Source organism: Hymenobacter translucens (assembly GCF_020685205.1).
Taxonomy (GTDB): Bacteria; Bacteroidota; Bacteroidia; order Cytophagales; family Hymenobacteraceae; genus Hymenobacter; species Hymenobacter translucens.
This window is the reverse complement of sequence record NZ_JAJERB010000001.1, coordinates 74286-95403: the sequence shown is the minus strand read 5'-3', so window position 1 is coordinate 95403 and position 21118 is coordinate 74286. Positions and strand designations below refer to the sequence as shown.

The window sequence follows — 21118 nt, the reverse complement described above, 5'->3', positions numbered from 1 at the left end:
GCGCTTTCTGGCTCAGTACTCTCGCGAAAAAACCATCCCGGCCGCCGGGCCGGAATGGAGTATATAAAGCTGAGACGCGAAGCCGGTTTGCCTTGAGTGCGGCAGTGGAGGTTCAACCTCCGCCTTAAGGTGAGGTACGCCTTACACTCCTCGAACTCGCGCCAGTGGTGCCAAGGGCGGGTGCAGGTTACTATAGGATCAGGAAAGCTGAAAAGCTGCCCGCTACTTGCCGGTCGGCACGTTCTGCACGCGCGCCAGCTCCCGGTAGCGCGAGGGAGTCAGGCCGGTTTCCCGCTTAAACTGATTGGAGAGATGATGACTGCTGCTGTAGCCGAGCCGGTCGGCAATGACGGCCAGCGCGTCCTCGGTGGTGGCCAGCTGCTGCTGGGCCAGCCCGATGCGGCGACTGATGAGGTAGCGCTCCAGCGTGGTGCCCTGGGTGGTCGAAAACAGTGTGCTTAGCGAAGTGTAGTTCTGGTGCAGCGCGTCGCTCACGTAGGCGGCCAACGTTTGCTGGTGCTCGGCCCCTTGTTGAATCCAGGCATCCACCAGCTCTTTAAGCCGGGTCAGGGTGCGGGTCTGCTTGTCGTCCAGGATTTCAAAGCCTTCCGCCGCCAGCTGCTGCTGCACCCTGGTCAGGTCGTGGGACTGCTCCGCATGGGTATAGTAGGTCACCATACCAAGCTGCACCTCCGTTACCGGAAAGCCCTGTTCCCGGAACACAGTCCCCACGGTTTGAATGCAGCGGGGGCAAACCATGCCTTTGATACGCACCAGATGATTCATAGCAACGAATGAATAGTAGTCAAGAAAGCAAAAACGCTTGGGCTCTACCCAGGCGTTTTTACGGAAACCGCTAGGGCAGGGGCTTAGGCCCGGAAGAACTCGGCTCGGAAGCCCGCCTTTTCGACGAGCTCTACTATCTGGGCTTTGTTCAGGTTGCTTGTCACAGTCAGCATCATTTCGCAACTGGTGATGTCCACTTGCCAGTTCACGATGGCGCTTAGCCGTTGAGGGTCGTGGTAACGGCTTTCACGCAGCCCCCACAGTTAATGTTGGTTTTAAAACGCGCGTGTGCTCATGGCTTCAGATTGAGGAACTGAAAACCAGGGTGAAGTGCTGGCAAATGACGCCTGCTTACAGCACCCGCTCAGGCTCAAGCGCCGCGCCGGGTTCGGCTTCGGGCTGGATTTGGGGCAGGGTGACGGTGACGGCTACCACCAGGGCAGCTAGAAGTAACAGGCCCGCCCCAACCTGAAAGCCGGTGGTGTAGCCCTGGGTCAGCGCAGCGTTGGCCGCGGCCACGAGGCGCTGGTCGTGGCCGGCCAGTCCCCGTTGCAAGGCGTCGGCGGCCTGGGGCAGCTGGCGGTTAGCAACCAGCGTTGAAACGGTGGAGAGCACGGCAATGCCCAGAGCTGCGCCGATTTGTTGGGCCGTATTGAGCAGGGCCGAGGCTACGCCCGCCTGCTCCTGGGCCACACCGTGAACTGTGGTGAGCGTCATTGGTAAAAAGCCCATGCCCAGGCCAAAGTAGGTGAGAAAGAGGGCGGGCAGCACGTGCCCTAAATAGGAGGCGCCGACGGTCAGCGTTGAGAGCCAGTACAGGCCCCCGGCGGCCAGCAGCAGGCCGGGCACCGCCACCGCACGAGGCGGGAAGCGCTCCAGCAGCTTGGTGCTCACGCCCGCCGCCAGTACAATGCCGATGCTAACCGGCAGGGAAGCCACCCCGGCCATGACGGGCTGGAAGCCCAGAACCTGCTGCATAAACAGTGTCAGGAGGTAGTAGGTCGCCATCAGCGCGGCCCCGATGAAGAGCACGACTACGTAGGAACCTGAACGGGTGCGGTCGTGGAACAGGGTTAGGGGCAACATCGGGTGCTCCCGGCGCTGCTGCACGCCGAGGAAAACCGCGCCCAGCGCCAGCGCCACGGCAAACGCACCCAAGGTGAACGGGTCGCCCCAGCCGTGCTCTCCGCCGCGGGTGATGCCGTATGCCAGGGCCACCATGGCGCCGGCGCCGGTGACGGCATCCAGCAGATGCAGCTTGCCGGGGTTGCGCTGCCCCTCCACCAGGATGCGGGTGCCCAGCAGCACCACCATACCGATGGGCACGTTGATGAAAAACACCCAGCGCCAGCTCAGCAGGCCCGTAAGCAAACCGCCCAGCAACACCCCGATGGTCATGCCCACCGCGGACATGGCCCCGTACACGGCCAGCGCGGACGTGCGCGGCTTGCCGGCGGGGAAGGTCGTGGCAATCAGGGCCAGTACGTTGGGCGCTACCAGGGCCGCGCCGATGCCTTGCAGGCCGCGGGCGCCGATGAGCATAGCAGCGTTCAGCCCCAATCCCCCGAGCAGGGAAGCACCGGTGAACAGGGCCAGGCCGACGCGCAGCACGCGGCGGCGCCCGTAGAGGTCGCCCAGACGCCCCCCGAAGAGCAGCAGGGCCCCGAAGGCTAGCAGGTAGGCGTTGATAATCCACGGCAGCAGGGCCGCGTCCACGCCCAGATCACGCTGGATGCTGGGTAGGGCAATGTTGGCGATGGTGTCGTCGAGCACCAGCATGAGCTGGGCGGTGGCAATCACCAGCAGGGCGAGACGGTGCGGGCTACCTTGCTGATGCGCTCCGCTTTGGGTTAAGCTTATGGTTGTTGACATGGCGAAGTAGAATAACCTGCGGCAGGAAGTTGCCGGCAGCGGTGAACAGGAAAAATCGGGCGGCCTTAACGCCGGGACTCTTCCCATCTTGAACCAGTGCAAAATTACTGAGGCCCCTTAGCGGGGGCTGTACACAATCATTCGCCTCGCTTACAAGATTAGTAGACCCGCCACGGGTGGCATCCGCGTGCCGGAAGTCTGCGTTGAAGGAGCAAATGCCGCCCGCCGACGCTTCTCTCATTACTTCTTTACCGGTTACTCCCCCGGCCGGGGCTACGCGCCTGCTGCTGCGCGGGGTGGTGTGCCCGCGCTGTGCCCGTCAGGTGCGCCAGGAGCTGGAGCACCAGGGCCTGCAGGTGCTCCAGGTCGGGCTGGGCGGCGCCGACGTCACAACCCCAGCCAGCGGCAAACCCGACCCGGCCGCGCTGCAGGCCGCACTTGGTCCGTTGGGGTTCGACCTGCTGGAAGACCCCCGCGACCAGGTAGTGGAGCAGCTCAAGGCCGCCGTAGTGGAATGGGTGCACTACACCCCCGTGGAGCAGTGGCCCGTGCTGAACTACTCGGTGTACCTGAGCCAGCGGCTCGGCCGCGACTACCACACGCTCTCGCAGGTTTTCTCGGCCCGCGAAGGCCTCACCCTGGAGAAGTACATCATCCGGCAGAAGGTGGAGCGGGCCAAAGAGCTGCTCAGCTACCAGGACGACCCCGTGGCCGAAGTGGCCCGGCAGCTGGGCTACCGCAGTGCCGCGCACCTCACGAACCAGTTCAAGCAGGTCACCGGCATGACCCCGACCGAGTTTCAGCGCCTGGACCCCGGACACCACCGCCGTTCGGGCCTGCATGAGGTGTCCAGGGCTAAGCCTGGAAAACGAAATGAGCCTTGAGCTGCTTCATTGTATCAGTGCTTCCGGCCCGAGCCGGCGTGAACCGGCTGACTAACTGAAGCAGCTAAGGGAGCAGTGGTACGAGCACCTGGCCTGTGTTCAGTGCGAGCTTTTTTGGATGATCGTAAGCTACGCCCGGTGAGTTATGCTGGTAGCTGATTTCGGGCTGTACACGGGTTGCGGCCTGGGCTGGTAAGAAGGTACTGAAGGCGCGTCCGACCAGCCGGTAAGAGTTGAAAACCCGCCCTGCCCGCTCGTCCCACCCCACACGAAAATCCCGCCCGCCAACGTTACCAGCCGCAAAAAGGCCGTTTTTCACGCAACTAAACGGCATTTTTCGCTACTTTTGACCAAGTCGGGCCCGTTGGGCCCGCTTCCCGTAACGCCCCGCAATGAAGCTATTTCCCCGGCTGGCGCTGGCTGCCTCGCTCAGCGCCGCAGCGCCCCTGGCCGCCTCCGCCCAGCAAACCCAGGTGTTTGCCTCCGATGAGCGCTACTTTCAGGAAGGCCTTGAGCTCTTCGACCGCGCCAAGTACGGCGCCGCCCAGCAGGCCTTTCAGCACTACCTCGACCTGACCCAGCGCCGCACCGGCGAGCTGCGCGACCGTACCACCGACGCCGAATACTACTACGCCGTGTCGGGCCTCTACCTGCTGCACCCCGACGCCGAGGCACTGGTGCTGGGCTTTGCGGCCCGCAACCCGGCCCACCCGCAGGCGTCGTCGGCCTTTTTCGAGCTGGGCAAGTTCTATTTCGAGAAGAAGGACTATGCCCGCGCCGCCGACTACCTGCAGCGCGTGGCCGCCGACAACCTCTCGGGCGAGCAGCGGGCCGAGTCGGAGTTCAAGCTGGCCTACAGCTACTTCGCCGAAAAGGAGTACGACAAGGCCAAGCTGCTCTTCGACCGCAACAAGCAGGGCCAGCACCAGTACCGCTACGCCAGCAACTACTACGCCGGCTACCTCGCTTTCCGGGCCGGCGACTTTCCCGGGGCCCGCAAGGACCTGGGCGTGGCCGAGCAGAACGATGCCTACCGCCTCGTGGTGCCGGCCGTCATCAGCCAGATCTTCTACAAGGAAGGTGACCTCGACGGGCTGATTGCCTACGGCACCAAGGCTCTGGCCCAGAAGCCCCTGCCGCAGAGCCCCGAGGAAATCCAGCTGCTGGTCGGCGACGCCTATTACCAGAAAAAAGACTACCCCCAGGCCGCGCAGTACTTCAACGCCTACGCCGCGGGCCGCAAGAACATCCCGGCCGCCGTGCAGTACAAGATCGGCTACGCCAACTACAAGATGGGCGACTACAAGGGCGCCATCAACAGCCTGAAGAGCGTGGCCGCCCAGCGCGACTCGGTGGGCCAGAACGCGGCCTACACGCTGGGCCTGAGCTACCTGCAGACCGGCCAGAAGCAGTTTGCCCTCTCCGCCCTCGACGCCGCCCGCAAGGTGGCCCTCGACAGGAACGTGACCGACAACGCCACGCTGCGCTACGCCCAGATCAACTACGAGCTGGGCAACTCGGCCGAAGTCATTGCCGCCCTGCGCGACTTCAACAAGAAGTTTCCGCGGTCAGCCAACCGCGCCACGGCCGACGACATTCTGAGCGAGAGTTTCCTGAGCTCCAACGACTACGCCCAGGCCCTGCGCTACCTCGAAGGACTGGACGACCGCAGCAGCAAGCTCAACGCCACCTACCAGCGCGTGGCCTACCTGCAGGCCGCCACCTACTACAACAACGGCCAGTTCAACGAGGCCCTGCCGCTGCTCGACAAGTCGCTGAAGTATCCCCAGGACGATGCCCTGCGGGCGGCGGCCCAGGTGCTGAAAGGCGAAATCTTCAGCATGGGGCAGCGCTACCCCGAAGCTATCCAGAGCTACACGGCGGCGGCCCGCACGGCCCGCAGCGGCTCGGCCGCCGAAACCGACTTCGACCAGAAGGCCCGCTACGGCCTGGGCTACGCCTACTACAACACCAAGCAGTACAGCAGCGCCCGCACCCAGTTCCAGGCTTACCTGAACGACGCGCAGGCCGATAAGGCCGGCGCCAACTACTACGACGCCACCCTGCGCCTGGGCGACATTGCCTACGTGTCGAAAAGCTACCAGCAGGCGCTGGACTACTACGACAAGGTTATCAGCGCCAACGCCGCCGATAAGGACTACGCCTACTACCAGAAAAGCCTCACGCTGGGGCTGATGGGCAAGCGGCAGGAAGCCAGCAGCACGCTGGCCACCCTGCTCAAGGTCGCGCCCGAGTCGCGCTACGCCGACGATGCCGTCTACCAGCAGGCCCAGCTCGAGTACCAGAGCGGCAACTACGCGCCGGCCGTGGCCGGCTTTACCCGCCTGATTGAAAACCGGCCAAATAGTCCGCTGATTCCCTCGTCGCTGCAGAAGCGCGGCACGGCCCAGGCCAACCTCGGCCAGCACGAAAAGGCCGTGGCTGACTTCCAGCAGGTGCTCCAGCAGTTTCCGCGCAGCAAGGCGGCCAGCAGCGCCATCTACAGCCTGCAGCAGAGCCTGACGGCGCTGGGCCGCACCGAGGACTTCGACCAGTACCTGACGGCCTTCAAGCAGCAGAACCCGCAGAGCGACGCCCTGGAAAGCGTGGAGTTCGAGTCGGCCAAGTCCCTGTACCTGGCCGAGAAGTACGCCGCCGCCATTCCCAAGTTTGAAGCCTACCTCAAGCAGTACCCGAGCAACGCCCTGGCCGCCGACGGCCGCTACTTCCTGGGCGATGCCTACCTGAAAACCGGCAAGAAGGCCGAGGCCCTGACCCGCCTGCGGGCCGTGGTGCAGGAAGGCAGAAGCGAGTTTATCAACCGCGCCGTAGGCCGGGTAGCCGACCTGGAGTTTGAAAACAAGAACTACACCGAGGCCATCCGCTTCTACGGCCGCCTCCGCGAAGCCTCCCAGAACCGCCGCGAGGTGGCTACGGCCGGCATCGGTCTGATGAAGAGCTACTATGAGGCCGGTGACTTTGCGGGCACCCGCCGCGTGGCCGAGGAGCTGCGCACGCAGGGCAACGCCGCCCTTAATGCCACCAACGCCGCCTTGCTGTACCTGGGCAAGGCCAGCCTGAAAGCCGGCAACCTCGACCAGGCCGTAACCGAGCTGAACACGGCCGCTACCACCGCCACCGACGAGAACGGGGCCGAGGCCCAATACCTGCTGGCCAGCATCTACTTCCAGCAGAAGAAGTATCCCGAAGCCCTGGAGGCCGCCTACAAGAGCAACTCTGCCTTCAGCTCCTACAACCTTTGGCTGGGCCGGTCCTTTCTGCTGATTGCTGACGTGTACGCCGCCCAGGGCGAAACCTTCCAGGCCCGGGCCACGCTGAACTCCATCATCGAAAACAAGTTTCCGGTGGCTGAAATCGTGGAAGGGGCCCGGCAGCGCCTGAGCGCCCTCGGTGCTGATACGCCCGCTGCCCCGGTGCCCGGCACGAAAGCGCCGGCCGGTGGCAAAACGACTACACCCAAAGCGCCGGCTCCCAAGCCGGGCACCAAAGCGCCGGCCGGTGGTGCCAAAGCCCCGACCCGCAACTCGCTGCAGCCCACCCAGCCGGACTCCACCGCCGCCCCGACGGGCGGGGAGTAGGCAGCCCAGAAGTTTAGGAATCAGACGTGTTCCCAAATAAAAAAAGGCGGTCATTCCGAGCGAAGGCGAGGACTCCCGCTCGGTTCGCTGGATTCGTAATCATACGTCAGCACGCGAGATGCTTCGGCTTCGCCTTTGCATGACCGCCTTTTGGATTGCCGTCCACACCCCCCAAGACCTCAAGACCCCATCAAGATATGACGCTTCGCTCATCCCATCTGCTGGCCCTGGCCACGCTACTGACTTCCGCGGCCGTCCCGCATACGTCCTGGGCCCAGACCCCGCGGGGCAAGATTGAAGACGCCGAAATCGAAATCGTGAAGGAGCGGGTCAATGAGCTGCCCGAAGCCACCCGCAACTTCGAGAAGGTGAAGATTGACCCGCCGGCGCGGCAGGAGCGGACGGTAAACTACACGTATCCCGACTTCCGCCTTCCCGCCGACCGCCTCAACCCCTCGGTGCGGGTGCTCACCATCCGGCAGGAAGACCAGACCCCACTGACCGGCAACTACGTCAAGCTCGGGGGCGGCAACTACGGCACCGCTTACGGTAAGGCCTACATCCACAATACCCGCAGCAACGACCTGAACTACGGCCTCAACCTAAGCCACGTGTCGTCGCTGAACGGCCCGGTCGACAAGCGCAACTCGGGCGTCAGCCAGACCAGCGTCGGGCTGATGGGCGAGAAGTTTAACGGTCCGGCTACGCTGGGCGCCAAGCTCGACCTGGGCCGCGAGCGGTACAATTTCTACGGCTACAACAAGGAGGCGCTGGGCTTTACTCCCTCCGCCGACAGCATCAAGCAGGTGTTCCACCGCCTGGCCGCCAAAGTCTACGCCCGCAACCGCGACACCGACGCGCAGTTCAAGTATGACTTCGGCGTGGGCTTCAACTTCTGGAAGGACCGGTTTCAGGCCTCGGAAAGCAACTTCAACGCCAGCCTCCGCTCCGGCTACAAGCTCAGTGACAAAGGCACCGTCAGCGTCAACGGCGACTTTTCGTTTATCCGGCAGAAAGACTCGCTGTCCTACAGCCGCCCCTTCGTGCAGGTGACCCCCGCCTACGAGATGAGCCTGAACCGCCTGGCTTTGTCGGTGGGCGCTACGCTGGGCTACACCGGCGACACCGTGACCCGGGCCCAGCAGTTCAACGTGTACCCGGCCATCCGGGTGGGCTACACCCTGATTGAGGACAAGTTCGTGGTGTACGGTGGCCTGGGCGGCGGCCTGCAGCGCGTGACGCTCTACGACCTGACGATGGAGAACCCCTGGCTGCGCAAAAACCAGCTTGTAGCCGACACCCACCGCGGGCCCACGGCCTACTTCGGCATCAACACCACCCCGGTCCGGGCGCTGGAAGTAAATGCCAAGGTGACGTTGTCCAACGACCGGAATCTGTACTTCTACAACAACAGCCGCCGCGACTCCACCAAGTTCGACCTGGTGTATGACCGGAAAAGTACCCAGCTGGTAAACGTGCACGGCGAAATCATCTACAACGCCGCCGAGCAGATGCGCGTCGGGGTCAAGGCCGACTACAACGGCTACAAGGTGCACACCCTGGCCCGGGCCTACCACCGCCCCGCGTTTCAGGGCATGGCCTTCGGTAGCTACAACCTGTACGGTAAAGTGCTGCTGGGCGCGGAGTTGTATTCCTACAGCTCAAGTTTCGGTTCGGCATACCTGCCCGACCCCGTGTCTGACCCGGCCCAGTATTACTTCGAAGCCGCGCGGCCCACGGACTTCATATTTGACCTGAACCTGCGGGCAGATTACCGTTTCTCGGAAAAACTGTCAATATTTGCTTTAGGCAACAATTTGCTGGGCCGTAAATACGAGCGTTTCCTGAACTATCCGGTGAAGGGCATCAACGTGTTGGCGGGCGTTTCGTACGAGTTCTGAACCTGACCTGAGTTGATGCCACTTCCGTTAGTCGTCTGAAATACCGCGCGGGACCTCCCGGTCGCAGCAGCCTACGGGGCTGGGAGCGGCCGGGAGGTCCCGGCCGTTGCAGCGCCTGCCGCCTCCACTTCATCGTAACTCCGACCCTTTTGCAGCTATCTGACCACATCCGCACCTTGCTCCGGGACCACGACTGCGTCATCATTCCCGATTTCGGCGGCCTTATTGCCGACTATGCGCCGGCGCAGGTGCATCCGGTGCGGCACACGCTGGCCCCGCCCACCAAGCGCGTGGCCTTCAACCAGTCCCTGACCCGCAACGACGGGCTGCTGGTTGATGCCCTGAGCCAGAGTCAGAACATTTCCGTGGCCCAGGCCCGGCAGCTCGTGCGCGAAGCCGTGCGGGGGCTGCAGCAGGACCTGGAAACCGGACAGCGCACCGAGTTGCCGGGCATCGGCATCTTCCGCCGCTCCCCCGGCCGCGGCCTCGACTTTGAGTACACCGGCAGCCAGAACCTGCTGTCGGCCAGCTACGGCCTGCCGGAGCTGGTGGCCCGTCCTATTCGCGCCACCGATGCTCTGCTGGCGCGCGACCGGCAGCCGGTGCTGCCCCAACTAGCTGCCGCCCGGGCCCGCCGCACCATGAAGCGTCTTTTCAACACGGCCTCCGTGGTCGTCATTGCAGGGCTGATTTTGTCGGCCAACTACATGTTCGCCCTGCAGATGGGCTACCTGCCCGACAGCCTGAAAGAACTGCCGGACTGGGCCGTCAGCACCCCCTCGGTAAGCAAGCCCGCGACCCCGGCAATCAGCCGGCAGCAGGCGGGAATTGCCAACAACGAGTGGCGCGAGGAAGCAGCCCGGGTAGAAGAGGCGGCCGCGCCCGCCGTAGCCCCGGCGGCCAAACCCGCCGCACCGGCTGCAACCAAGCCCGCTGCCCGCCCGTCAGTAGCTCCGAAGTCCGCTGCCCCGGCCACCGTGGCCGGCCCGAGCACAATTAACGCGCGCACCGGCCGTTTCTACATCATCGACGCGGCCTTCAAGTCGCTGAAAAGCGCGGAGAAGGGCCGGGTTGTACTCAGCAAGCACGGCCACCCGGCCAAGGTGATCCTGCCCCAGCGGGGCAGCCGCAACTTCTACCTGTCCGCCGCCGACTTTGCCGATCGGGCATCAGCGGAGCGCGAACGGGCCCGGCTGGCCAAAAAGCTTGGCTCAGCCATCTGGATCCTAAACTATTAGCATGACCTCTTTTCTGTTGCAGGCCACCACGGCCGTTGCCGACTCCGCCGCCACTGCTGCCAACGCGGCGGCGGAAGCAGCTCCCACACTTTCCCTGATTGACCTGATTGTGAAGGGCGGCTGGGTGATGATTCCGATCTTCATTCTTTCCTTCATCTCCATTTACATCATCATTGAGCGGTATATCACCATCCGCCGCGCGACGGCCAACCCCGACTCGTTTATGTCGGGCATCCGGGGGCTGATGGTGAAAGGCGACCTGCAGGGTGCCAAGATGCTCTGCGCCCAGAACCCGTCCCCGCTGGCCCGCATGATTGAAAAAGGCATTCGCCGCATCGGGCTGCCGCTCAAGGAAATCGAAACCAGCGTCGAGAACGTGGGCAAGATCGAGGTAGCCCGCCTCGAGAAAAACATCAGCATCCTGGGCATCATCGCCGGCATTGCTCCCATGATCGGCTTTGTAGGCACCATCATCGGGGTAATTAAGATCTTCTTCGCCATCTCCACCACCGGTGACTTCGGCATCGCCCAGATTTCGGGTGGCCTGTACACCAAGATGGTGACCTCGGCCGCTGGTCTGATCGTCGGCATCATTGCCCACGTAGGCTACCACTGGCTTAGCATCCTGGTTGAGCGCCTGGTTTTCAACATGGAAAACTCGGCCCTCGAATTCATGGACATCCTTCAGGATAACTAGCCCTGAAGCTTTAGGTATTAGAAGGTTAGGGCTTAGTACGGGTTAACTGACTCGTAAAAAAAGAGCAGATCCTAGGCTTATAGCATCGAAAACTCCAAGACCTAAGTTTCCAAGACCTCAGACCTTTTAAAATGAATCTTACCCGTCGTCGGAAGCTGTCCTCGCACGTCGAGACCTCGTCGATGAACGACATCATGTTCTTTCTGATGTTGTTCTTCCTGATCGTGAGCACGATGGTTAACCCCAACGTGATTAAGCTGATGCTGCCGAACGCCCGCTCGGGCAAGGCCGTCATGAAGCAAACCATCAACGTGTCGGTCGACGCGCAGGGCCGCTATTTTCTGGACCGCCAGGAGCTGAGTGCCGCTACCCTGGAGCAGGGCCTGCAGCAGCGCCTGGCCGGCGATACGCAAACCACCGTGGTGTTGCGCGTCGACAACTCGCTGAACGTGCAGAAGCTGGTTGATATCCTGGAAATCGGGAACCGTCTTAAGATCAAGATGGTGATGGCCACCCAGGCCCAGCAAGGCGGCAGCTAAGCTTCCGTTTGGTTTTTGGTAATTTGTTTTTGGTTTTTGGTTAATTAATGAAGTCCGATACGTTGACTGAATAACCGGATCCAAAAAACCAGAAACCAGCAACTAAAAACCAACGTGTCATGCCTATCGAATATCGCGAACAGCACCGCCGCGAGGCGATAATCGGCACCGTGCTGATCCACGCGCTGCTGGCGGGCGCCTTTCTGCTCACTGTCTTCAGAGGCCCCGACCCGCCGCTGCTGGGCATGGGCGAGGAAGGCGTGGAGCTGAACTACGGCCTCGACCCGGCTGGCTACGGCGACGTGCAGACCACGGCCACGGCCAACGAGTCGCAGAACCGGGAGGACAGCCGCCCGCCCGCCGCTAGCCCCGACCCCCAGCCCGAGCAGGCAAGTGAGCCCGTCCGGACCGAAGCCTCCGAGGAAAAGATCATCACGAGCGAGGCCGAGGAAAGCCCGGTGTCGGTGCCGCCCGTTGAGAAGCCCAGCCCGCCCAAAGAGGAAGTGCGCGAAACGCCCCGCCCCGTGGAAAAGCCCCGGACCCTGTACACGCCCAAGGGCAGCGACAACGGCGGGGGCAACGGTACGGCCGGCACCAGCAACACGCCTACCGGCAATAATAACGGCGACCGGCCCGGCTCCGTCGGCGACCAGGGCGACCCGAACGGCTCCCTTGATGCCAAGGCCCTCTACGGCAAGCCCGGGCACGGCAACGGCGGCTCCGGCAGCAGCTCCCTGAGCATGCCCGGCTGGGCCTTCGAAACCCGGCCCAACCCCAAAGACGTTTCAAACGAAAGCGGGGAGCTGGTTTTTAAAATCAAGATCAGCGAGGACGGGGAAGTCGAGAACGTGATTAAGGTTTCCGGCAACGTTTCGCCGGCCGTGGAAAAGATCTACCGCGACGAGGTGTACAACAAGGCCACCTTCCGCCGGGTAAGTGAAGGCTCAGGCGGGGCCACCGGCTTTATCCGCTTCGTCATCCGCGCCGACTAGCAGGTCTTCCGCCGACTTTTGAAAAGCACCTCTCTGACGGACAGAAAGGTGCTTTTCGTTTCCGGCCGGTTTTGCCGAATGCAGAAGGAGCGGGGCCGGGCGGTTTTTCCGAGTTGCTGCCGTTCCTTTGCACTCCACCCACCGCCTTTCCCGTGACCTACGCCGAAACCCTGGCTTACCTTTACAATCAGCTTCCCATGTTCCAGAAGGTGGGGGCGGCGGGCTTTAAGAAGGGGCTGGGCAACACCGAGGCCCTGGTAGCCGCCATGGGCAACCCCGAGCGGCAGCTGCGCACCATTCACGTGGCCGGCACCAACGGCAAGGGCAGCAGCTCGAATCTGCTGGCCGCCGTGCTGCAGGCCGCCGGCTACAAGGTGGGGCTCTATACCTCGCCCCACCTGCGGGAGTTTACCGAGCGGATCCGGGTGAATGGCCGGGAGCTGGAGCCCGACTACCTGGTGCAGTTCGTGGCCGAGTGGCGGCCCCTGTTCGAGCAGATCCAGCCGTCGTTTTTTGAGATGTGCGTGGCGCTGGCGTTTCGGTATTTCGCCGGGCAGCAGGTGGACGTTGCCGTCATTGAAGTGGGCCTGGGCGGGCGCCTCGACTCCACCAACATCATCACCCCACTGGTTTCGCTTATCACCAACATCAGCTTCGACCACCAGAACCTGCTGGGCGACACGCTGCCCCTGATTGCCGGGGAAAAGGCCGGCATCATCAAGCCCGGGGTGCCGGTTGTCATCAGCCAGACCCAGTCCGAGGTAGCCCCGGTGTTTGAGCAGAAAGCCCGGGCTGAGCTGGCTCCGCTGACGTTTGCCGATCAGCACTACCACGTGGCCCAGCTGGCTGAGCCTGCCCCGGACGCCGAAGCCCAGCTGCTGGAGGTATCGGGCGCCATCGAGCTGGCTGATCTGGAGCTGGGACTGGCTGGTGACTATCAGCGCCGGAACGTGCCCGGGGTGCTGGCCGTGGTGGATGAGCTGCGGCGGCAGGGCTTTGAGATTCCTGAAGCGGCCGTGCGGGAGGGACTGCGGGATGTGCGCCGCCTGACCGGCTTCCGGGGCCGGTGGACGATACTGGGCCGCTGCCCGCTGGTTATCTGCGACACCGGGCACAACGAAGCCGGTATCCGGTTCGTGACGGCCCAGCTGGCCCGGTTGCCCTACCAGACGCTCCACATCGTGCTGGGGGCGGTAAACGACAAGGACGTGACGAAAATGCTCCGCCTGCTGCCGGCCGAGGCCCGCTACTATTTTTGCCAGGCGGCTATTCCGCGGGCCCTGCCGGCCCCGGAGCTGGCGGAGCTTGCCGTAGCCGCCGGGCTGAAAGGGGAGGTGTACGGCCCGGTGATGGCCGCCGTGCGGGCGGCCCGGTCGGCCGCCGGCCCGGATGACGTGGTGTTTATCGGGGGCAGTACCTTTGTCGTGGCCGAGGTCGAGGGCCTGTAACGCGCACCGAAGGTTTGCTTGTTGCTGAAGCAGCACATCCATTCGAAACAAACGTCGAGCTGCGCTTGAACTGATTCTGGGCTGATTGCAGCCCAAAACCTAAAAATACCTCGTTCTGCCTTGCTAAGTCTTTTTGCGCTGCCTGGGACTACAAACGATTTGAAAACCAACGCTGAGCCGGCTGCGGCTGGTTCAGCTCACGCTTACCTGATATGAGTCGAGTAAAACTAGAGCGGTTTGCGCTGAACGCACGGCGCCCCGACATTGTCGAGCCCGGAAAGGATGCCTATGGCAACACGGCCGGCAAATGGCACGAAACCTTTTTTGGAAATGCCAGCCCCATCACGCTTGAAATGGGCTGCGGCAAGGGAGAATACACGGTAGGCCTGGCCCAGCGCTACCCCGGGCGCAACTTCCTGGGCCTCGACATCAAGGGCGACCGGATCTGGCGGGGCAGCACCCGGGCCGAAGCGCTGGGCTTGCGCAACGTGGGGTTTGTCCGCACCCGGGCCGAAGCCCTGCTCGACCATTTCGCGCCCGGGGAGCTGGATGAAGTATGGATTACCTTTCCGGACCCGCGCCCCCGCGACCGGGACATTAAGCGCCGCCTGACGTCGCCACGTTTTCTGAGCCTGTACCAGCAGGTGCTGCGCCCCGGCGGACTGGTTCACCTCAAAACCGACGACGGCCCGCTCTACGAGTACTCCCTGGAAACCGTGCAGAGCCGCCCCGGCGCCACCGTTCTGGCCCATACGGCCGACCTGTACGCCACCCCCGAGCTGCTGCCCCACGCCGAGGACATCCAGACCCACTACGAGCGGCGCTTCCGCCAGGCGGGCATCCCCATCAAGTACCTGCAGTTTCAGCTGAGCTAAGCAGACCGCCCACGGCCGGGTGGTGTCGATATAAGTGCCCGTCACAGGCAGGACTTTTTCTGAACGTAAATACCCGGCTGCTCACTCAGAAGCAGTCGGGTATTTATGTTTGCGGTCTTCCCCGGCAACGAGCAGCAGAACCTGCAGGTCAGCCCCATCGTTCGTCATTTCAGGGAAGGACGTTATCTGTATTCCAATGGAATTGCCGAGATGGGGCGGATCTGGACATTGCGGTAGTACGCTTCGGCCCCTTCCGACTGGATTTGAATTTTGCCATTGGCCAGCGGCACCTGCGACCCTGCGGGGTTATAGCCTCCGGAGTTTTCCAGCACCATCACTACTTCGCCGTTGATGACGTGAATGCTTTTCTGCCCCAGGCAAATCAGCTCCACCGTATTCCATTGGCCTAACGGTCTTTCGGCGTTGCGGCCCCGGCGGCAGCGGTTGTACTCGCCCAGTCCGAACCGCTTTAATGGTGCGGCAGGGTCGTATATCCAATCAAGCTCATTGTCTGAATTCCGGTACGCACCCCGGATATCACCGCCCGTGCCCAGGGCAAAATAGTCGCCCATATCGCCCTCCTGGATCTGCAGCTCCTGTGAAACCATCCACGCATTCCAGACCACTCCCTGATTTCCCTTGGCGTGGTACAGAATGCCATTGTCGCGCTTGGCCGTAAGGCGCGGTTCGTACTTGCGCGTTCCCCACCTGAACTCCGCTTTGAAGTGGTAGTTGCCCATTTCCTGCTTGGTGCTCAGCCCCCCGTAGATCTGTCCGGAAATTTGCAGCACGGGTCCCCCATTTTCCTGGACTACCTTAAAAACCTCCAGGGGGTCGTTGTTCAGGCCAATGGGCGTTCCATTGATGCCGTCCCCCGACGGATAACCCGGCAGGTTTAGGGTAAAATGAGGCACGCCAATAAATTTATCCCACTGCGTCAGGTTCTGGTCCAGCAGGTTATTCCAGAGATAGGTCGGGTTTGGATTCGGCGTCATGACGCGTTTCGACTTGCCGACCGCGTACTGCAGGCCGCCGAGCAGGTGCTGCAGAAATAGCGGCTCCCGGTAGCTTTCATCGGTATGGCCGCCGGCGGTGTAAAAAGCCCGGCCGCCTTTATAGTCGTGGTACCAGATAATCGGGTGGCTGCTGCCGTGAATGCCCCCGGAGTAGGTTTGCTCGTCGAGGCTGGCCAGCACCTGCACCCCGGGGTCCAGGTCCCGGAAGTTGTACCATTCATCAGTGCGCTGCCACGAATCGGGCAGGGGAGCGGTGGCGTCGTGGTTTTTGTTGGTGACCTGGATGGTCGCCTGCTGAATGGCCGGGTGGCCATTGAAGTAGGCGCCCACCAGCCCGTTGTACCAGGGCCAGTCATACTCCGTATCGGTAGCGGCGTGAATGCCCACGAAGCCGTTGCCGGCCTGGATGTACTGCTCGAAGGCCTGCTGCTGGCTGTTGTTGAGCACGTCGCCGGTCGTGCTCAGGAATACGACGGCCTGGTACCGGGCCAGGTTCGCCGGGTTGAAGTTGGCCGCTACCCGGGTGGTGTCGACGGCGAGGTTGTGGTCCTTGCCAAGCTTCTGCAACGCAGAGATGGCGACGGGGATGGAGGAGTGGTAGAACCCGGCCGTTTTGTAGAAGATCAGAATTCTGGCGGTGGGTTCCGGCTCGGGAATAGTTTCTTTCTCCGGGGAGCCGCACCCGTACGTGAGCAGGGCGAATAGAAGATAAAGGGGCGAGCGTAAGGTTCTATCCATGGTGGGGGCTTTACGATGTTAGCGTACCGTGCTGAATGATCATTGGCATAATGTTGCTTCCCCGCTTAATCCGCTGCTTAGCTTCCTCTACGATGGCTGAGGGTTAGAAAGATACGTTTAGCGTAATTTTTATATACCCCAATGCGACCCCTCGCCGCGGGGCCGTCCGCTTCCCGCCTCGGCGTTAGCACACTGCTCCCGGCGAGTACCGGCCGGACACAAGCGCGCCCGGCCGCTCCATAAAGAATCAGCCGGGCGCTTATCAAATCAGGAAGGCTTACTCGACTTGCAGGCGCAGGGCCCGAGTCCCACTAAGCACGATATACATGCCACTGGGCAGCCCAGGGGGTAGAATCAGTTCGGCGGTGCCGGTGCTATCAGTCGTTGCCGTAGCTACGGAGCGGCCCAGAACATCGATAACGCGTACTTCCGTGCCGGGCTCGGCTCCGGTGAGGGTAGCCGCTCCCTCGCGGGTGGGATTCGGGAAGAGGACCAGCGGCCCGGCTGGTGTTTCGGGTACCAGGGTGGGGTCGAGCACAGTAAGCAACACCTCCGTCGACTGATTGACGTCCGGCCCCCTTGAAGGAACCGTAAAGGTGCCAAAGCTGGCGTCGAACGTCACAAAGCCACCCACCAGTAATTTCTGCCCGCTTATCACAATACTTCGGCCCCGGTCATCGCTCTCGCCCCCGCCCACCTGGGCCCAGCCCAGCGTTGCACTGCTGCCGTTGTCCGTGTATTTGGCTAGCACCAGGTCCTGATTGAACGTATCGGTACCGACCCCAAGGACTTGCACGGTGCCGGGCGTGATACCCGAACCGCCGAAGCGTACAGTGTTGACGTCAGTGGTGGTGTTGGAAATACGCCCGGTCACGTACACACTGCTGCCACTCACGGCAATACCGTAGCCGACGTCGAAATGACCGCCCCCGCCCACCTGCGTCCAGCCCAGCGTGGCCGAACTGCCGTTGTCCGTGTATTTGGCCACCACCAGGTCGGGGGCCAGGAAGGTGAAGGCACTGGCCCCGGTTTGTAGCGCCGTGCCGGGCGTAGTGCCCGAGCCGCCGAAGCGTACCCTGGCGACGTCGTCGCGGGTATTGCTGATATATCCTGTGACGTACACGCTTGATCCATTCACGGCAATACCGTAGCCGATGTCGTCCTCCGTGCCCCCGCCCACCTGGGTCCAACCCAGCGTAGCACTTGTGCCGTAGTCGGTGTACTTGGCTACCAGCAAGTCGAGCCCTCCACCGGCCCCGTTCACCTGTACGGTGCTGGGCGTGGTGCCCGAGCCGCCGAAGCGTACACTGTAGAAGTCGGATGGGGTATTTAGGATGTGCCCGGTTACGTACACGCTGGTTCCGCTCACGGCGATGCTATGGCCCCGTTCGCCTTCAATTCCGCCGCCAACCTGGGTCCAACCCAGCGTAGCCGAGCTACCGTTATCGGTGTATTTAGCCACCAGCAAGTCGAACTTTCCACCGGCCCCATTTTGCTGCACAGTACCCGGAACTGTACCTGAGCCGCCAAACCGTACGGACCTAACATCGCCATTGGTGGTATTCGCAATTTGGCCGGTCACATACACGCTTGATCCATTCGCGGCAATGCCATAGCCCCGATCTTCGCCTGTGCCTCCGCCGACCTGCGTCCAGCCCAGCGTAGCCGAGTTACCGTTATCGGTGTACTTGGCTACCACTAGATCCTCACTGGACAGGACACTGGCTCCGTTTTGGGCAGTGCCGCCAAAGCGCACCTGGTTGATGTCGCTTGTATTATTGACGATGTACCCGGTCACGTACACGCTCGAACCACTCACGGCAACACCCAGGCCGTAGTCATGGCCGGTACCCCCCCCACGTTGGGCCCAGGCCCAGGTATTGGTGGAGGGCACGTATTTCGCCACGAAAATGTCCGTGCCGCCGGCGCTGGTGAGCATGGTGCTGCCAAAAGCCAGGGTACCGAAAAATGTGCCGGTCATCAACACATTGCCCCTGGAATCTACTGCCGTGGCCAGCGTCTTGTAAGCGGTTGGAATGCTGATGCCGCTAACCCATCCCGGGGCCTGGGCCCGGCCCGTCCCCGGTAGCAGCAAGGTCAGAACCAACAGCAAACAGCCCATCAGAATCGGACGGGTGGAATGGGCCTGACGCGGGGCCGAAGGGTCGAGGTTTTGCATAAATCTTGCGGGAGTGCTACCTCCGGGAAAAGGCCAGGAGGGGGGCGAGGCCGTCCTTCATCCAGAGTAGTGAAAAATAGCAATGTTGTAGTTTGCTAAAGGTAGTAGAGATGAGCATGCGAGCAGCACCGGGATAGAACTAAAGTTTGGTATCTACTTCGCTGATTCCCCGAAGGGTAGCCCGCCTTGCCATTAGCCTCGTCCTGCCCGCAGTTACCGGTAACAAACAGGCCCGGCTGCTCTTGCTGGAACTGCCTGGCGCTTTTCGCTCGTGGGGCTGTTATTCTACTGCCAGCCGCAAGACCCGGGTGCCGGCGCGCACCACGTACACCCCGCCGGTAAGTCCGGGCCGCAGCACCAGCATGGCAGTGCCCCGCGCGTCGGCAGTGGTACGGGCTACGGTGCGGCCCAGGGCATCGAGCACGCACACCTCGGCACCAGGCACGGCGCCGGTAAGGGTCGTTTTGTTATAGGCCGGGTTCGGAAACAGCGTCAGCGCCCGGTTGCCTTTGCCGCTTACTGCCAGAGGCAGGCTGGTGTCGAGCAGGCGGACCAGCACGGTAGTGTTAGCGCCGATAGGGCTGGGGATGGTGAAGCTGCCGAAGCTGGCGCTCGGCACCACGAAGCCGCCTATCAGCACGCTTTGCCCACTCACGGCAATGCCCGAACCCAAGTCTTGACCGGTTCCGCCGCCTACCTGCGTCCAGCCCAGGGTAGCACTGCCGCCATTATCCGTGTACTTGACAACGACCAGGTCGGAGCTTATCGTAGCGCTTGCTCCATTCTGCTGCACGGTGCCGGGAGTAGTGCCCGAGCCCCCGAAACGGACCGCCTTTACATCGGCCGTCGTGTTGGTGATGCTGCCGGTTACGTACACACTCGTGCCATTCACCACAATGCCTTGGCCAATATCGTCGCCCGAGCCGCCTCCTACCTGGGTCCAGACCACTGTAGCCGAGCTGCCGTTGTCGGTGTACTTGGCTACTAGCAGGTCGAAGCTGTTGGTCGTGCTGGTCCCGTTCTGCTGCACGGTGCCGGGCGTAGTGCCCGAGGCGCCAAAGCGGACGGCCTTGGCATCAGCAGACGTATTGGCGATGGTACCAGTCACGTACAGGCTGCTGCCGCTCACGGCAATGTCGGTGCTGAAATCATTACCGGTGCCGCCGCCTACCTGCGTCCAGGCCAGCGTGGCCGAATTGCCGCTATCGGTGTACTTGAGCACCACGATATCCTCCAGGATAGTCCGCACGGTGCTGACTCCATTTAGCTGCACGGTGCCGGGCGTGGTGCCCGAGCCGCCGAAGCGCACGGTTTCTGCGTCGGTAGTATTGTTGACGATGGTGCCGGTCACGTACACGCTTGTGCCGCTCACGGTGATGTCCGTGCCCCGGTCGCTGTGGGTGCCGCCACCGACCTGGGTCCAGACCACTGTAGCCGAGCTGCCGTTGTCGGTGTACTTGGCTACTAGCAGGTCGTAGCCGGCCGCTGTGCTGGCTCCGTTTACCTGCACGGTACCGGGCGTAGTGCCCGAGCCGCCGAAGCGCACGGCCTTGCTGTCAGCCAGATTATTCTGATAATAGCCGGTCACGTACACGCTCGAGCCGCTTGCGGCAACACTATAGCCCATGTCGGTTTCGGAGCCGCCGCCCACCTGAGTCCAGCCCAGCAGGGCCGAGCTACCGTTATCGGTGTACTTGAGCAGCACTAGATCCTCGCTGACGGCACCATCAGTTCTGGCCCCATTCACTTGCACACTGCTCGTGGCGGGGCCGGTGCCGCCAAAGCGCACCCTGGCAATGTCGTTGGTGTTGTTCTGGATGGAGCCCGTTACGTACACGCTGTTCCCGCTTACGGCAACACCCCAGCCCTCATCGTTGACGGTTCCGCCGCCGCTTTGGGCCCAGACCCAGGTGTTGGTACCCGGCACGTACTTGGCCACAAACAGATCATGGTTGCCCGCGCTGGTGAGCAGGGTGTTGCCAAAGGAAACCTGCCCGCTGAAGTAGCCTGTCACGAACACGTTGCCGCTGCCATCCACTGCCGTGGCTAATGAGATGCTGGTGCCACTGCCAGTACCCTGGGTGCTGCTGGCCGCGTGAGCCCAGGCGGGGGCCTGCGCCCATGATACGCCCGGTAGCAGCAGGGCCAGTAGCAGGAAACAGCCGGTCAGGCTCAGAAGGCGGGTAAAGTGGGTAAAAGGGTAGAGGTATAGCATACACTGGCAGCTGTGACACGACCGGGAAAGGTCTGGATGAGGGCGAAAGCGCTACTCAGCCAGAAGGAGCCGGGACCGGCGTCGTAGTCAGGTTAGGAATAGGAGAGAAGATCGGGGAGTGAAGCTACGGCCGGTGGTT

Annotated in this window: 14 protein-coding genes; 9 read left to right on the top strand and 5 right to left on the bottom strand. The window is 62.4% G+C overall.

Going from position 1 to position 21118, the window contains the following annotated elements; all coding sequences use genetic code 11:
- Positions 1-222: 222 nt before the first annotated feature.
- Positions 223-786, bottom strand: coding sequence for a helix-turn-helix domain-containing protein (locus LJY25_RS00385; RefSeq protein WP_227606237.1), 564 nt, complete (start codon positions 784-786; stop codon positions 223-225).
- Between the two features lie 351 nt (positions 787-1137).
- Entirely contained in the window at positions 1138-2658 is a 1521-nt protein-coding gene (locus tag LJY25_RS00375; RefSeq protein WP_227606236.1) for an MFS transporter, read from the bottom strand.
- Between the two features lie 215 nt (positions 2659-2873).
- Here LJY25_RS00375 and LJY25_RS00370 point away from each other — a divergent pair, with 215 nt between their 5' ends.
- The 9 genes from LJY25_RS00370 to trmB all read left to right on the top strand — a co-directional run bounded on the left by LJY25_RS00370 (position 2874) and on the right by trmB (position 14831).
- Positions 2874-3542 carry a helix-turn-helix domain-containing protein gene (locus LJY25_RS00370; protein ID WP_227606235.1) on the top strand — a complete coding sequence of 223 codons (669 nt, stop codon included), beginning with the start codon at positions 2874-2876 and terminating at the stop codon, positions 3540-3542.
- A gap of 392 nt (positions 3543-3934) precedes the next feature.
- Entirely contained in the window at positions 3935-7141 is a 3207-nt protein-coding gene (locus LJY25_RS00365; protein ID WP_227606234.1) for a tetratricopeptide repeat protein, read from the top strand.
- A gap of 197 nt (positions 7142-7338) precedes the next feature.
- A complete protein-coding gene (locus LJY25_RS00360) occupies positions 7339-9042 on the top strand; it encodes a TonB-dependent receptor (RefSeq protein ID WP_227606233.1) in 1704 nt (567 codons plus the stop codon).
- 149 nt (positions 9043-9191) lie between these two features.
- Positions 9192-10280, top strand: coding sequence for an HU domain-containing protein (locus tag LJY25_RS00355; protein ID WP_227606232.1), 1089 nt, complete (start codon positions 9192-9194; stop codon positions 10278-10280).
- Position 10281: 1 nt separating this feature from the next.
- Positions 10282-10977, top strand: a complete 696-nt coding sequence (locus tag LJY25_RS00350) for a MotA/TolQ/ExbB proton channel family protein (protein ID WP_227606231.1) — start codon at positions 10282-10284, stop codon at positions 10975-10977.
- Positions 10978-11108: 131 nt separating this feature from the next.
- Positions 11109-11516: an ExbD/TolR family protein gene (locus LJY25_RS00345; RefSeq protein ID WP_227606230.1), complete on the top strand. Its 408-nt coding sequence runs from the start codon at positions 11109-11111 to the stop codon at positions 11514-11516.
- A gap of 119 nt (positions 11517-11635) precedes the next feature.
- A complete protein-coding gene (locus LJY25_RS00340; protein ID WP_227606229.1) occupies positions 11636-12508 on the top strand; it encodes a hypothetical protein in 873 nt (290 codons plus the stop codon).
- A 152-nt stretch (positions 12509-12660) separates the two neighbouring features.
- Positions 12661-13956 (top strand): bifunctional folylpolyglutamate synthase/dihydrofolate synthase, encoded by a 1296-nt coding sequence (locus tag LJY25_RS00335; protein WP_227606228.1) that lies wholly within the window; start codon positions 12661-12663, stop codon positions 13954-13956.
- Positions 13957-14168: 212 nt separating this feature from the next.
- Positions 14169-14831 (top strand): tRNA (guanosine(46)-N7)-methyltransferase TrmB, encoded by a 663-nt coding sequence (trmB, locus tag LJY25_RS00330; protein ID WP_227606227.1) that lies wholly within the window; start codon positions 14169-14171, stop codon positions 14829-14831.
- A gap of 182 nt (positions 14832-15013) precedes the next feature.
- On the opposite strand, the gene LJY25_RS00325 is transcribed toward trmB, so the two are convergent.
- The 3 genes from LJY25_RS00325 to LJY25_RS00315 form a co-directional block, all read right to left on the bottom strand.
- Positions 15014-16585: a ThuA domain-containing protein gene (locus LJY25_RS00325; RefSeq protein WP_227606226.1), complete on the bottom strand. Its 1572-nt coding sequence runs from the start codon at positions 16583-16585 to the stop codon at positions 15014-15016.
- Positions 16586-16862: 277 nt separating this feature from the next.
- Positions 16863-18764: a T9SS type A sorting domain-containing protein gene (locus LJY25_RS00320; protein ID WP_227606225.1), complete on the bottom strand. Its 1902-nt coding sequence runs from the start codon at positions 18762-18764 to the stop codon at positions 16863-16865.
- A 280-nt stretch (positions 18765-19044) separates the two neighbouring features.
- The gene (locus LJY25_RS00315; protein WP_227606224.1) at positions 19045-20979 is read right to left on the bottom strand and encodes a beta strand repeat-containing protein; all 1935 of its coding nucleotides are present in this window, start codon (positions 20977-20979) and stop codon (positions 19045-19047) included.
- Between the last annotated feature and the right edge of the window lie 139 nt (positions 20980-21118).